Annotated in this window: 12 protein-coding genes and 1 pseudogene; 3 read left to right on the forward strand and 10 right to left on the reverse strand. The window is 43.6% G+C overall.

Features of this window, described 5'->3' with window-relative positions; genetic code table 11:
- Positions 1–63 precede the first annotated feature (63 nt).
- Together H6G26_RS13245 and H6G26_RS13250 are read left to right on the forward strand one after the other, a co-directional pair.
- Positions 64–866: pseudogene (locus tag H6G26_RS13245) on the forward strand (ISAzo13 family transposase).
- Between the two features lie 49 nt (positions 867–915).
- Entirely contained in the window at positions 916–1,575 is a 660-nt protein-coding gene (locus H6G26_RS13250; RefSeq protein ID WP_190729699.1) for a hypothetical protein, read from the forward strand.
- A 153-nt stretch (positions 1,576–1,728) separates the two neighbouring features.
- On the opposite strand, the gene H6G26_RS13255 is transcribed toward H6G26_RS13250, so the two are convergent.
- From H6G26_RS13255 to H6G26_RS13285, 7 genes are all read right to left on the reverse strand, one after another.
- The gene (locus H6G26_RS13255; protein ID WP_190729700.1) at positions 1,729–2,448 is read right to left on the reverse strand and encodes a HEAT repeat domain-containing protein; all 720 of its coding nucleotides are present in this window, start codon (positions 2,446–2,448) and stop codon (positions 1,729–1,731) included.
- Between the two features lie 170 nt (positions 2,449–2,618).
- Positions 2,619–3,464, reverse strand: coding sequence for a HEAT repeat domain-containing protein (locus H6G26_RS13260; protein ID WP_190729701.1), 846 nt, complete (start codon positions 3,462–3,464; stop codon positions 2,619–2,621).
- On the reverse strand, positions 3,439–3,717 hold the full coding sequence (locus H6G26_RS13265) for a phycobilisome linker polypeptide (RefSeq protein ID WP_190729702.1): 279 nt from the start codon (positions 3,715–3,717) through the stop codon (positions 3,439–3,441). The genes H6G26_RS13260 and H6G26_RS13265 overlap by 26 nt, the downstream gene beginning before the upstream one ends.
- An 89-nt stretch (positions 3,718–3,806) precedes the next feature.
- A complete protein-coding gene (locus H6G26_RS13270) occupies positions 3,807–4,676 on the reverse strand; it encodes a phycobilisome linker polypeptide (protein WP_190729703.1) in 870 nt (289 codons plus the stop codon).
- 139 nt (positions 4,677–4,815) lie between these two features.
- Complete coding sequence (locus H6G26_RS13275; RefSeq protein ID WP_190729704.1) at positions 4,816–5,628, reverse strand: phycobilisome linker polypeptide; 813 nt, start codon at positions 5,626–5,628, stop codon at positions 4,816–4,818.
- A gap of 168 nt (positions 5,629–5,796) precedes the next feature.
- Positions 5,797–6,285 (reverse strand): phycocyanin subunit alpha, encoded by a 489-nt coding sequence (cpcA, locus tag H6G26_RS13280; RefSeq protein WP_190729705.1) that lies wholly within the window; start codon positions 6,283–6,285, stop codon positions 5,797–5,799.
- Between the two features lie 83 nt (positions 6,286–6,368).
- Positions 6,369–6,890 (reverse strand): phycocyanin subunit beta, encoded by a 522-nt coding sequence (locus H6G26_RS13285; RefSeq protein ID WP_190729706.1) that lies wholly within the window; start codon positions 6,888–6,890, stop codon positions 6,369–6,371.
- 831 nt (positions 6,891–7,721) lie between these two features.
- Between H6G26_RS13285 and H6G26_RS13290 the strand changes: the two genes are divergently transcribed.
- On the forward strand, positions 7,722–8,426 hold the full coding sequence (locus H6G26_RS13290) for a class I SAM-dependent methyltransferase (protein ID WP_190729707.1): 705 nt from the start codon (positions 7,722–7,724) through the stop codon (positions 8,424–8,426).
- A gap of 231 nt (positions 8,427–8,657) precedes the next feature.
- Here H6G26_RS13290 and hpnH read toward each other — a convergent pair whose 3' ends face one another.
- From hpnH to H6G26_RS13305, 3 genes are all read right to left on the reverse strand, one after another.
- Entirely contained in the window at positions 8,658–9,677 is a 1,020-nt protein-coding gene (hpnH, locus tag H6G26_RS13295; protein WP_190729708.1) for an adenosyl-hopene transferase HpnH, read from the reverse strand.
- Positions 9,678–9,741: 64 nt separating this feature from the next.
- A complete protein-coding gene (gene hpnA, locus H6G26_RS13300; protein WP_190729709.1) occupies positions 9,742–10,752 on the reverse strand; it encodes a hopanoid-associated sugar epimerase in 1,011 nt (336 codons plus the stop codon).
- A complete protein-coding gene (locus H6G26_RS13305) occupies positions 10,752–13,445 on the reverse strand; it encodes an efflux RND transporter permease subunit (protein WP_190729710.1) in 2,694 nt (897 codons plus the stop codon). The genes hpnA and H6G26_RS13305 overlap by 1 nt, the downstream gene beginning before the upstream one ends.
- Between the last annotated feature and the right edge of the window lie 56 nt (positions 13,446–13,501).

Here is a 13,501-nt window from a genome sequence, read left to right on the forward strand (position 1 = left end):
AAATAACTTGAACAATTGTCCGAATAGTTAGAGTATCAGAATGTAACGGAATTTTTGCCTTATATGTCTGATAAACAGGTAGTCGAAAGCATTCAAGACAAGTATGATTCGTTATTGCCCTACTTGAACGAGAAAACACGGCGTATTTGGGCAGCAATCGAAGCCCGAAGCCTGGGACGGGGAGGTGTCAGTCAGGTTGCGATCGCTTCCAGCGGGCGGTTACGCCATCGCAACTGGGCTATCCCGCACTACAATTCATGCGGGGATGCGTTTGCTGTCAGAACAAGATGGGGTAAAAACAGAGGACGACATGACTCGAATTCGGGCTAATGGTGGTGGACGTAAACTCCTAGAAGAACAACAAAGGATGGGTTAATGTTGGCATTGACCACGACACAGCAGAGTTTGCAGTTGAGTCTATTCGTCATTGGTGGTACTCAATGGGGAAAGAACTGTATCCAAATAGTGAGCAGATTATGATTACGGCAGATTGCGGTGGTAGCAACAGCTATCGCTCCCGACTCTGGAAATTAAAACTACAAGAATTAGCAACTGAGACTGGCAAAAATATTCATGTATGTCATTTTCCTCCCGGTACAAGTAAATGGAATAAAATAGAGCATCGTTTATTTTGCCACATTACGACTAATTGGAGAGGTAGACCTTTAACTAGTTTACAAGTAGTGATTAATCTTATTTGTAATACCACCACTACAGAGGGATTATAAGTCGAAGCTCGGTTAGATGAAAATCTTTATCCCACAGGAATTAAAGTCACAGATATTCAACTTGATACCATTGCCATTGAGCGAAACTCTTTTCATGGGGAGTGGAATTATATTATCAAACCCCAAATTTATTCCTAATTGTTCAATTTATTTTTACATAAATCCTAAAAGTGTGGATATTACGTTTATGCCTACAGAAAACCTTACGCATATTTTATTTTCTAACTGGCAACACACACTCCAGCCCTTTGGTGTTGATCAGGTAGCGTCTGAGAAAGCTTTTAGTTGCTTGGTTGCAGCTTATTCTACCCCTGGTCGCTACTACCATACACTAAAACATATTGATCAAGTCCTCAGCACAATTCAGATTTTGCAAGGCTACACGAACAACCTAGCTGCTGTTCAACTAGCTGCGTGGTTTCACGATGTAGTGTATGACACTGAAACTCAAGAGAATGAAAAACGAAGCGCAGACTATGCTTTTGAATTGCTGAGTAATTTGGGTATTCCAGAAAGTACCATAACTGCTGTCACCCGCCTCATTCTGAATACTAAAGACCACCAAGCTGCGGCGGGTGACTATGATAGCCAAGTTCTACTTGATGCAGATTTAGCGATTTTGGCTACTAACTCAGTTCAGTATTATGAATACGCCGATGCTATTCGCCAGGAATATGGCTCAGTCGCAGAGGCAGATTATATCACAGGTCGTCGGCAATTTTTAGAACGGTTTTTACAGCGATCGCGTATCTACTTTACGCCTTTAATGTCAGAGTTCGCCGAACCATCTGCCCGTGGCAATATCCAGGGAGAAATTCAGTCTTTATCCAAGAAAGACACATGGTAGTCTTGCTGAAGGCTCATCCCAATTCACGAAAAGCTTGATACATATTTCTGGTAAGGGCATGATATTGCTATGCCCTTACCAGCGTATTTGTACCATTCTTAAGTTGAAAGAAAATATGCCTCCTGCCTCCTACCTTCTGCCTCTTTCACTTGCTTACCGTCTACTACCACCACGGTAAGGCAGTTCAGGATCTACTACCTTTCTTTTAGGTGCAAACGTTTGTTGATGTTGTTGCGGCTGAATTTTTTGCTGTGCAAACTTAACACGGGTGCGAACTCCAAGATCAACATCTGTATCGAGCATTTGCTGAAGTTGATTTGTAATCCGCGACGCTTGCTCAGGTAAAGTGACTGATATAGCAATCGCTAGTGTTTCTAAACTCGTCACTGCCGCATAGCGCACTACCCACTCTGGATCTTGAGAAATTAGTAGTAAAGCCTCTAGTACCTGAGTCTGGATAGATTCTAGTTTCTCAGGCGGTACTTGATACCAGCGCAAAGTGCCTAATCCTCTGGCGGCTGCCCGTCGCACGCTCAGGGAAAAATCGCTTTTTGCCGCTTCTAACAGGGTATCCAGCGCCCGTACATTCCCAATTCCTGCTAACGCACGGACTGCCCATGCTCTAGCACCATAGTTGTAGTTATCAATTAGTTCCAACAGTGGCTGTACTGAAGCTTCCCCGATCGCAATCAGCCCATCTACCGCCGCTACTGCCGCCCCTGGATTGTTGTAACCCAAAGCTGCAATTAGAGTGGGAATAGCTTCCTCTATACCAGCTGTTGCTAACTCCTGAACTGCGTCTAATAAGCGATCCGAGGAATCTGCTTCTTCTACAGCACGGATCAATATTTGGGCAAGATCGCTGTTATTCATAATAATTTTTCATCAGTAATTAACTGTCAGCCAATTGTAGCTTAAATTATCCGTAGTTGACATCATACATAAACCCCCAAGCCTTGATTTTAAAGTTAGCTTGGGGGTTTATGTGTAGTAAACATTTTTTTGTCATGTATTAATGACAACCGATTATCTAGAATTTATGACTACAACAGCGAGTCCATCAAGTTCATAACTTTAATTGTATCTTCTGAGAAAGTGCTTGGTGTTATGTGATTGACTTGATGTTCTAGTAATCCTTTAAGAGAAATTAGCTTGAGGCTATTTTCTGCTAGAGTCTGTGCGATCGCATTTGCTGCGGGTAGATACCCAATCGCTCCCAAATCTGCCAGCACTGCTCGACGCAATTGCAATTTCTCTCCCGCCAAAGCTTGTACCAACCGTTCTCCATAAACTGGTTCTTGGGTTAATTGATACATGGCTCGTGCGGCAGCATATTGCACCAATTCGATTGGATGCTCTAAGAATGGCTTTACTAAGGGGATATACTCAGTAGCCCGCAAGCTTCCCAAAGCTTCTAAGATTGCCTCGTAGGGTTGAGATAAATCAGGCTGCTTTGATATGAGCTGCTCTCCCTGCAAACCTACTGCTAATAGCTTGATTAGCGCGGGAATACAAACCGGATCGCCCAGCATCTCTAAGGATTGTGCCGCCGCTTCCCGTACATAAAAATCTGAGCAGTCTAAACACCCAATTAAAGGTGATACTGCTTGGCGATCGCCTAGTTTTCCTAAGGCTCTTGCTGCGTTTCGTCGCAGAGGATATCCGCCTTCTGGTGTCTTATCGGCTTCATCCTCTAAGGCTTTGATCAGTGCTGTAACCGCAGCTGCTTCACTTATACGAAACCTACCCAACCACCAAGCAGCATAAAATCGCAGACCTAAATCTGCACCTTCAAGATTAGCTAGAGCCTGCTCTACCGTTAAAGATCCACCTTCGGCATTGCTACCTTTTGGTGACAAATCTTCAGTTTTCTCCGGACTGGGATTCATGAGAAGATTGATGGCCGTGTTCGCTATTTGTTTGAGCCTCACCGTTCCAAGGCTGAATGCTGATTATTTTGCCACCCAAGCGAGTGATTCGCTGCATTTCTTGATTCATCCGGTTCTCAGGCACTGTGATAAAGACACTGGCACTAGAACGAATGGGATAGCCAACTTTTTCTGTTTCTTCGCTTTGGCGCATACCGACTACTTCATAGCGGAAGGAGCGATTACTATTTCTACCATTAATTTGTCCCAGCATAAATCAGTTCCTATTTATAAATCGTATGTTTTCATTAGTCCTTGGTCAAAAACTAATGACCAATGACCAATGACTAATGACTAATGAAATTAAAGTGGCTTCACACTAGCGATTTTACCACCTTGTTTTACGACTCTCTGGAAGTAAGCAGATAGTCCTTCGTATGGTAAAACCACAGCTTGATTGACGCGACGTGTACTAGGATATCCGGCTCCAAACACGCCTGCCACTTCAACCCGGTAAAGTCTGCCTTCTTGGCCAAAAGTTCCTGCACCACCGAAAGTACTGTTGGGGGTAACACCTTTTCCAGGAGCAACGTAAGAAAAACCAGAAGCGCTACCAGATGGAGGAACAACAACAGATGCACTATTGCGGCCTAATTCAACTGCAAGACGGGGAGAGTTACCTCTAAGTTGGGAGCGATCGCTATTGGCATAGCCGCGATAAAGTTGGAATATCCGGCTAAATCCGACAGTTTTCTGACCTGTTTGAGTTTTAAAACCGCGATAGAAAGGCACAATATTTTCACCAAAGCTACTTTGATACTCTGGCGAATCAATATAGGAATCAATGTCGGCTTCATATCCTTTGGTTTGATATAAGTCCAAGTGATAAATCACCTCAGACTCATCATAGGGAGCGCGACCCAACAAATGTTTATAGTTCAGTTCAATGACGCGAGTTTGAAAGCTGTTGTAGAAAAACTTGGTTTTGTATAGCTCTGATTTAGCTACTTGACGCACAAACTCTTGTACTGTAATTTTCCCATCGCGCAGAAGAGATTCAGCACTTGTGAGACGCTCAGATTTCATTAAGTAATCGTTGCCCAACAACTGACGATAGGTGGCAGCAATTATCCTCTCTATGTCTTCTTGACTTGCATTTGGGCGCAATTCTAGAGGAGCGTTATCACTAAAAGCTTCTGTTCCCAGACGCGAAGCTGCTGTTGTAATAGCCATTGGTAATTTTCCTTATGTAATTGGTAGTTGGGAAAAGTTAGGAGTTAAGAGTTAGGAGTAGGGGTAGAGTTAGTAATTGAAAATTCATAACTCCTCAATCCTTATTCTTAACTCCTCACTTAATTCCCTATTCCCTAATTTATACAGATGTGATGCTAATAACCTTGCTGCCCTTACGATTAAGCTGCTGCAATTTACTAGAAAGTTGCTCGTAGGGTACGAGCAATTCCGCAGTACCCCGCCGCACTACAGTTGAGTTTGGAGAAGCTGCTTGTAGTACTCTAATCCGGTATGTTTCTCCTCGCTCACCTGTTGAGAGACCTGTTAAGGCTCCTGTAGAGACTGGGTAGATGGGTGAAGCCAGATTCTTAGCTATTTCCCAAGTTAGGCGTCCTTGTTTTTGCCCTTGAGCGCGATCGCTATTGGCATAACCCCGATATAGTTGGAACAATCGGCTGTAGCCAACGTTTTTCTGCCCTACTTGACTTTTAAAGCCACGATAGTATGGTACAATGTTTTCGCCAAACTTTTCTTGATATTCTTGCGAGTCAATATATGAGTTAATCTCAGCTTCGTAACCTTGTGAGTTGTAAAGCTCAACGTGGTACGAAATCTCTGACTCATCTTCTGGGGCGCGACCCAATAAATGCTTATAATTCAACTCGATAAACCGAACTTGCGAGTTGGAATGGAAAAATTTTTCTCGATATAGTTCGGATTGACCAATGGCTAGCACAAATCCCCGAACAGAAATCACACCTTGCTGCAACAGTGATTCAGCACTGACAAGACGCTCTGATTCCATCAGGTATTCATTACCCAAAACCTGACGGTAAGCTGTCCGGATGATTACTTGCACATCCGATTCTGTTCTATTGGGACGTAGTTCTGCCAGTTCTGAGTTTTCAAAGGCTCCAATTCCTAGCCTTGCTGCTTGTACCAAAGCTGCCATTTTTAAACCTCCTCAGTTTTCACTGCAAAACTGAAAACAAAGTTTTTACAAAAATTTTTTCTAGTTTTTTTAACACTTTTTTGAAAATAAAACTGCCCAGAAAGGTAAACCAACTCCTAGCTATTTGCCAACAGAGCTTGTTTTCCTTTCCGGGCTAAATACACTCTATTAGCTTAGAGCGTTAATTGCGTAGTCGATGTAGGAATTAGCTTCTACAGCAGGGTCGCCACTTAGACCGTGGTTAGCCTTGATGTACTTGAGAGCTTCAACGTACCAGCTGGGAGATAGATCAAAGGTGCGGTTGATTTCAGTCAAACCAGAAATCAAGAACTCATCCAATGGGCCTGTACCACCCACAACTAAGGAATAGGTAACAATCCGCAGGTAGTAGCCGATGTCACGTGCACACTTTTCTTTACCAGTGTTGGTAGAAGCGAAGTTAGGGCCTTGTTGTTGAGTGGTGTAGGGGAACTTGTTGTACACCGCTTGAGCTGCGCCTTCTGTCAAACGTTGGGCATTAGCAGTCAAGCTTTTTGCTGCTTCCATGCTAGCAGGAGCTTGACGGAAACGACCAAAAGCGACTTGAAGTTCGGTGCTGGAAAGAAAGCGACCTTGAGAATCTGCGGTTGAAACTGCTTCGGTAAGAGGTGTCTTCATCGGTTTAGTATCTCCCTATTTACAATCTTGTTGAAATTTGTTTTGTCTAACTGACAGTTGTCAGCCAATAGTCTTAATCGGGTTTAGCTTACTGCTGAGGCTGCACGATCAAAGTAGCTAGCAACTTCAGATGCTATAGCGCTGCAATCGCCTCTGGTGATATTGTTGGGGTCGTTAACAAGAGCCAAAGCTGCGTCCTTCATTTTTTGTACGCCAGCTGCTACAGAACCACCAGGAACTCCTAGAGCCAAGTAGGTTTCGCGCAGACCGTTCAAACAACGATCATCTAATACACTTGCATCACCTGCAAAGATTGCATAGGTGACATAGCGTAAGATGATTTCCATGTCACGCAAGCAAGCAGCATTTCGACGGTTGGTGTAAGCATTACCACCAGGAGCAATCAACTGAGGTTGTTCTGCAAACAAAGCGCGAGCTGCATTAGCAACAATTGCTGAGGAGTTGCTGGTAATCCGGTTTACGGTATCTGCACGCTTGTTGCCATCTTTCACTAAGGCAGCTAGAGCGTCTAACTGAGCAGCGCTGAGATATTCACCACGGGCATCAGCTTGGGTGATTACTTTTGCAAATGCATCTAAAACCATTGCCTTAAATCTCCTAATTTGTTTGCTTAAGAATAATTTGGACTCAAAACTGAATGGTTCAGCTTTTTTGATGTCAGCACTGCCTGACGAGTTACGAAAGGTTCAAAACAGACATCCACGGAATAAGTTTACAATCTCCAGGCTTTCAGATTAAAACTTTTGTTAAAAAACTTCAAACTTCTGTAAACTACTGGAAAACCTGATTAAGATGTTGTTTTTCCCTTCCAAGATATCTTTATACAATGCTGCCGGGTCATTATTTATTACAAATTATTGTTATGTTTGTTAATTTCATTTACATAAGTTTACAAATTTATTTTACCTATTGACTTTTCTCCAACCCAAAATATGGGATAATTTGTTTTTGGGAAATTCCTTTAAGGGTGCGTCAGCGTAGCCCACCGCAGGCATCGCATATTTAAGTTGTGTATTATTGACTACTTCCTAGCTCCTGCCAAGGTCACGTGCTATATGTGCGGTTGCATTGCAGTCGTAGGTTTATAGCCGCAGTGAACCATGCAATCGCAGACTTAGCATTAATTATTATTAGCGTGGTCAAAGCTCTAGATTTGTAACGCAGTATAAATAAAGCTTACCAAAGTAGGCTACAAGAAATAACTTTAGGTGAACTATCCACGTTTAATTTGTTCCATGTTCCATCGGCTAGCGATCGCGTGGTTAATTATGTGTGACTTAAACAAACAATAAAATCTTCTCCAAAATAAAATATACCCAGAGAATGATAATTCGTTCCTTCAAACCTTATACTAAAGATGGAAGCGCTATTTGCAAAGTAATAGAATGTTTTAGATGAAATAGAGTTAGAGAAGCATGTCACAGCAAATCATCGATTTCGATACCAATTCACCTGTTGCGGCAGATGAATATGAGCAAATGGCACGCCTTGCATTGCCCGGTTATGAAGTAATGCATACTTTTGTGCTGGCTTCTTTGCGCTCCTATTTATCGGAAACAGCAAATTTATTAGTTGTCGGTGCTGGTGGAGGGATGGAGTTAGTTCGCTTGGGGCAAGGTAATCCCCAGTGGCAGCTTTTGGGTGTTGATCCTTCAGCAAAGATGCTGGCGATCGCACAGCAAAAAATAGCTCAACATCAACTATCACAACGTATTAAACTCATTCAAGGATATGTTCAAGATTTACCGAATGACCCAGCCTACGATGCAGCTACTAGCATTTTAGTAATGCATTTTATCCCAGATGAAGATAGTAAACTTATTTTCCTTGAAAGCATTGCTCAACGTTTAAAAACATCGGCACTGTTTATTTTAGTTGATGTTTTTGGTACAAAAGGAAGTCCTGAATTAGAGCAAATTATTGCTACACTTCATGCCTATTGGAAAGAAACGGGATTTCCTGTAGATAGGCACAAACAACTTTTAGAAAACTTCAATAACGGGGTTTATCCACTCTCAGAAGCGAAAACTTTAGAACTACTCCAGCAAGCAGGTTTTAGCCGTGTAATTCGCTTCTACACTGGGCTGTGGGTAGGTGGTTGGATGGCATTCAAAGGGTAATTAATAGTTCGTGGGTAATTCTTTTAGACTCATGAGCGATGTTTCTATATTAATTCTCTAAATTAAAGTTGCACGCCAGTAGGGTGTGTTATGCGTCTGGCTAACGCACCATAAAAGATTACAAAGATGCTGCGTTACTTGCCTACAGCACGCTACGCGAACGTTAACACACCCTACAAAAGAAGAAGCTCACAACTAACTTCTTCTGCCCCCTGCTCCCCACCTTCCTTACTAACTTCTACCAAACACACTGCCAAGGGCACGCGCCATATTTTGCGGTTGCATTGCATCCATTGCGGCAGTAGGTTCGTAACCGCAGTGAACCATACAATCGGCACACTTGGGATTACCACTCTTTTGGCCGTATTGGCTCCAGTCAGTTTGTGCCAGTAATTCTTTGAAAGTAGAATAATAACCTTCGTTTAACAGATAGCAAGGTTTTTGCCAACCAAGAACGCTATAACTAGGGCTACCCCAAGGCGTGCATTCGTAGTCCTTCTCGCCAGTGAGAAAATCTAAGAACAACGGATTGTGATTAAAGTTCCAGTTTTTTTCACCAGCTTTGTATGGAGCCAAAATTTGCCGAAAGAGGGCGCGTGTTTGTTCACGGTGGAGAAAATGATCTTGATCTGGTGCCCACTCGTAACTGTAGCCGGGAGAAATCATCATTCCGTCAGTATTAAGTGTGTCCAGAAAGTCGAAGAACTCTTGCATATCTTTGGGTTCAGTACCTTCAAAAATAGTAGTGTTAGTTGTTACACGAAAACCCTTAGCTTTAGCGGCGCGAATAGCTTTGACAGCAATATCAAAAACACCTTTGCGATCGACACATTGATCGTGCAACTCACGCATTCCATCTAAATGGACGCTGAAAGTCAGGTAAGGAGAAGGTTGAAACTTATCCAGGCTCTTTTCTAATAACAAACCATTGGTACACAAGTAAATATATTTCTTGCGCTCAATTAATCCCTGAACAATTTCATCAATTTGGGGATGTAGAAGAGGTTCTCCCCCAGGAATTGAGACGACCGGTGCGCCACACTCTTCCACTGCGGCAAAGCACTGTTCTGGGGTGAGGTTCTGCTTTAAAATTTCCTTTGGATGTTGGATTTTACCACAACCAGTACAAGCTAAATTACACCGAAAAAGGGGTTCCAACATCAATACTAATGGGAAGCGTTTACGTCCTAAGAAACGTTGAGTAACCAAATACTTCCCAATATCTATAGCTTGTTGTAAATTAACTGCCATTTCTATAACTCCTCTCTTGATAAAAACACCCCTTGTCAACCCCAAGATTTATCTGGTGGGGTCTTTAATTTTGAATTTTGAATTCCCCAGAGGGGTTGACATACCCCTGAGCAACAAACCAATCCACAGCATCCTTGAGTGCCGCCTTTAGCGGAGATTGAGGTAGACCCAACTCTCGTACAGCCTTGGCGGCATTGTAATACATAGGTTGTTTCGCCATCCGAACGCCATCCAACGGCACTGAGGGCGATTTCCCTAAGGGTGCGAGAATTTTTTCATCAACCCAGGCAACACTAAGGGGTAACCAAGCGGGTACTGTTCTTTGAGGTGCTATCAAACCTGTGAGATCGGCGAGTTGTTCGAGTAGTTCTTTAAGACTTAGGTTTTGGTGACCTAAGATATAGCGATCGCCTGATTTACCCCGTTGCAAAGCCAGTAAATGCCCCCATGCCACATCTCGCACATCGATAAAATTCAGACCAGTATCTAAGTAAAAGGGCATTTGCCGTCGCAAAAACCGCAGGATTATATCACCCGTCGGGGTAGGTTTGATATCCAACGAGCCAATCGGGCTGCTGGGATTGACAATAACTACCTCCTGACCTGTAGCAACGGCTTGCATAGCTTCTTGTTCAGCGAGAAACTTAGACTTTTTGTAGTTACCCACCAACTTTTCTAAGGGACTCTGATGTGTTTCATCGACGACTTGATCAGATGATCCTACTCCAATTGCTGCTACTGAACTAGTATAAACGGTGCGCTCAATGCCAGCTTTGCGGGCTGCTGCCAACACATTGCGCGTACCCAGGACATTGTTATGGTGCAGTAACTCTCGGTCTGTTTGCCATAGGGAATAATGGGCTGCCACATGAAATAGATATTGACAACCTCTCATCTGTTGCCAGAGATTAGAATCATTCAAATCGCCTTTGACAATTTCCACCTCCAAACCGCGTAGATTCTCCAAATTGCTGCTTGAGCGTACCAGGGCTTTAACTGTGTAACCCTGTTGCAGCAACAACCGTACTAAGTGGGCACCAATAAAGCCTGTACCCCCGGTGACAAAAACTTGCATTAACTTCTCTCCCTGGTTTGAAATCGGGGAAACCAATCATCCAAAATGGCGTAGACTACCGGCACTACAATCAAACTGAGGATAGTCGAAGTTACGAGTCCACCAGCGATCGCTACAGCCATAGGCGATCGCAATTCCGAACCAGCACCAAAACCCAATGCGATCGGTAACATTCCTAAGAGTGTAGAGGCAGTGGTCATCATAATTGGTCTGAGGCGCACTGGCCCCGCCCTGAGAATCGCCTCTGTGCGGTCTAAGCCAGATTTGCGGAGTTGGTTGATGTAATCTACTAGTAAAATGGCATTTTTGTTTGCTAGTCCCAACAAGAACACAAAGCCAATCAGGGAGATCATGCCAAAGTCACTCTTGGTAAAGAGTAAAGCCAACATGGCACCGACAATTGACAAGGGCAAAGAAACACCAATAACTACTGGGTCTATCCAGCTTTTGAACAGCAAAATCAGTACCACGACAATGCACAGGGTTGATAAAAGCAAAGTAGTACCAAAACTACTAAATACTTCGCCTTGGCGGGCAGAATCTCCTCCTAAGTCTAAAGTTACACCAGCAGGTAACACTGTTTTTGCTTCTGCTACTAATTGGTCTGTGGCACTACCCAAGGACAAATCCTTGCCCAGATTGGCACTGATATAGGCAACTCTTTGATTGTTGAGCCGCTCAATTTGAAAAACTGTACCCTGTGGATTAGTTTCACTTGTCACAGTAACATCAGCAAATCCTGGTAGTTTTTCGATTCGCTCTTTAATTGCCTTGGCAGCTTTGCTGAGGCTTTGGAGGTTATCACCTCGTAGTGATGCCTGTAAAGGTTTTTGTCCACCAGTGTCAACAAATTGAATATCTTCCACACTAGTACTCACACCAGGGAGATTAGGCAAAGACGAGCGTAATCGGTCTTGTACTTCCGCAGTTTTGATATTGCGGTCTTCCTTAAGCTTCACATAGAGAGTACCTTTATTTGGTTCACCTTCACGAGAACCAACAGTAGTAAATACCGTTTCCACTACTGGAGATTTTCTCACTACATCTTCTAGTTTCTTAGCAACCTCTAGAGAATCGTTTAAGGGATTAGGGATGGGAATTGGGGCTGATAGGGGAGATAAAGGAGAAATTCCCCCTTGTCTTGCTTGTTGCTGTAAAAATTGCTCAGGGATTTTTGGTAAGGGGGCGGTATAAGTAATATTGAACTCGCCGCGATCTAATTTAGGAATAAACCCTTTAGGAATGAATAGACTCAGTGCCATACCTGCAACAAAGCTGAGTATAGCTAAGGCGATGACTGTCTTGCGGTGGTTTAAAGACCAGTGGAGTAAGTTTCTGTAAAATTGGGTAAAATTCCCCCAAGTGTTTACTCGCTGACGGCGTTGGGGAGTTGAAGTAGCAGGTTTTAACCAGTAGGTAGCCAAGGCTGGTGACAATGTACGGGCAACCAATGTCGAAGCAATCATGGCTGCTGAAACCGTAATTCCGAACGGCTTAAAGAACTGCCCAATTACTCCACCCATCAAACCAATGGGTAAAAAAACCGCTACTGCTGTAGCAGTGGTGGCGATGACTGTTAAGCCAATTTCATCTGTAGCTGAAAAGGCAGCTTGCCGAGGAGTTTCCCCTTCTTCGATGTGCCGCATGATGTTTTCGACATCGATGATCGCATCATCGATTACACTGCCGATAACTAAGGCTAAAGCTAGCAACGTAATGGTTTCTAGATTGAAGCCAAAAATCGCCATGACAATAAACGTTGCCAACAAAGATGTCGGAATCGCCAGGGCTGAGATGAGAGTTGCCCGCCAATTCCATAAAAAAGGAAAAATGACCACAATGGACAACAAAACTGCTTCTAACAAAGCATCGATGGTTGACTGAGTGGCTTGACGGATATATTCTGCTTGGGTGGCAGCTAAAGTGAGGTTAACATCCTTGAGGGTAGAGCGTAGCCTTTGGACTTCTTTTTCAACTCGACTCACTACTTCCAAGGTGTTAGCACTACCGCGTTTGATTACCTGAAATGCGAGTGCATCTTGCCCATTAAACCGGACTAATGTCGCCCCTGCTTGGGGGACAGCTGCACTCGCATTCGATGGATTTAGGGGAGGAGTTGCAGTAGCGCCACCCAACAGGGAGACTTTCAAGACTCCTGGTAGTTTAGCGATCGCACTCACAATCTGATCTTGTGCCAACTTTGTCAAATCTGTGAGATTCCGCGTGGGACTCTCAATGGCATAACTAATGGCGGCTGACTCATTTAAATTCAAAGGAATAATTTTAGAAGTCGCTCCTTGAGGCAAAGTCAGCTGCTTGAGGGCAGTTTCAACTTCTCTAGTCGATGTTTCTAAATTTGTCCCAACAGCAAAAGAAAGGGCAACTGCTGTTTGACTAGGATACGTAGATGAGCGAATATTTTCCAGTCCTTCTAAGGAGCGGAGGCGTTCTTCCAAAGGTTGGGTGAGCTTCGCCTCGGTATCCAGGGCAGTTGTCAGAGGGGCTGTAGCATTTACAACCACTACTGGAAATGTAATATCTGGAAACAAGGCATACTTGAGCGAACTGAAAGCCAGAATACCAGCTACCGTTACGGCAATCCAAAAACTCACCGTCAGCCACGAAAATTGAATCGCCAATTTGGAAATATTGAAGAGTTCTCGTGCGGATTTTGAGCGATCAAGCTTAACCATCTTGGAAAATTATCGTGTGGGTGACACAATTATTTAGTCATGCTACAGCAATCGCC

The sequence above is a fragment of the Nostoc sp. FACHB-888 genome (assembly GCF_014696655.1).
In the GTDB taxonomy this organism is placed as follows: Bacteria; Cyanobacteriota; Cyanobacteriia; order Cyanobacteriales; family Nostocaceae; genus Nostoc.

What these genes read in the sequence shown, in the direction of transcription:
- H6G26_RS13255 (WP_190729700.1), bottom strand. Translation starts at nt 2,448, where the DNA reads ATGAATAACAGCGATCTTGCCCAAATATTGATCCGTGCTGTAGAAGAA.
- H6G26_RS13285 (WP_190729706.1), bottom strand. Translation starts at nt 6,890, where the DNA reads ATGGTTTTAGATGCATTTGCAAAAGTAATCACCCAAGCTGATGCCCGT.
- H6G26_RS13305 (WP_190729710.1), bottom strand. Translation starts at nt 13,445, where the DNA reads ATGGTTAAGCTTGATCGCTCAAAATCCGCACGAGAACTCTTCAATATT.
- H6G26_RS13290 (WP_190729707.1), top strand. Translation starts at nt 7,722, where the DNA reads ATGTCACAGCAAATCATCGATTTCGATACCAATTCACCTGTTGCGGCA.
- H6G26_RS13250 (WP_190729699.1), top strand. Translation starts at nt 916, where the DNA reads ATGCCTACAGAAAACCTTACGCATATTTTATTTTCTAACTGGCAACAC.
- H6G26_RS13275 (WP_190729704.1), bottom strand. Translation starts at nt 5,628, where the DNA reads ATGGCAGCTTTGGTACAAGCAGCAAGGCTAGGAATTGGAGCCTTTGAA.
- H6G26_RS13260 (WP_190729701.1), bottom strand. Translation starts at nt 3,464, where the DNA reads ATGAATCCCAGTCCGGAGAAAACTGAAGATTTGTCACCAAAAGGTAGC.
- hpnH (WP_190729708.1), bottom strand. Translation starts at nt 9,677, where the DNA reads ATGGCAGTTAATTTACAACAAGCTATAGATATTGGGAAGTATTTGGTT.
- H6G26_RS13265 (WP_190729702.1), bottom strand. Translation starts at nt 3,717, where the DNA reads ATGCTGGGACAAATTAATGGTAGAAATAGTAATCGCTCCTTCCGCTAT.
- H6G26_RS13270 (WP_190729703.1), bottom strand. Translation starts at nt 4,676, where the DNA reads ATGGCTATTACAACAGCAGCTTCGCGTCTGGGAACAGAAGCTTTTAGT.
- cpcA (WP_190729705.1), bottom strand. Translation starts at nt 6,285, where the DNA reads ATGAAGACACCTCTTACCGAAGCAGTTTCAACCGCAGATTCTCAAGGT.
- hpnA (WP_190729709.1), bottom strand. Translation starts at nt 10,752, where the DNA reads ATGCAAGTTTTTGTCACCGGGGGTACAGGCTTTATTGGTGCCCACTTA.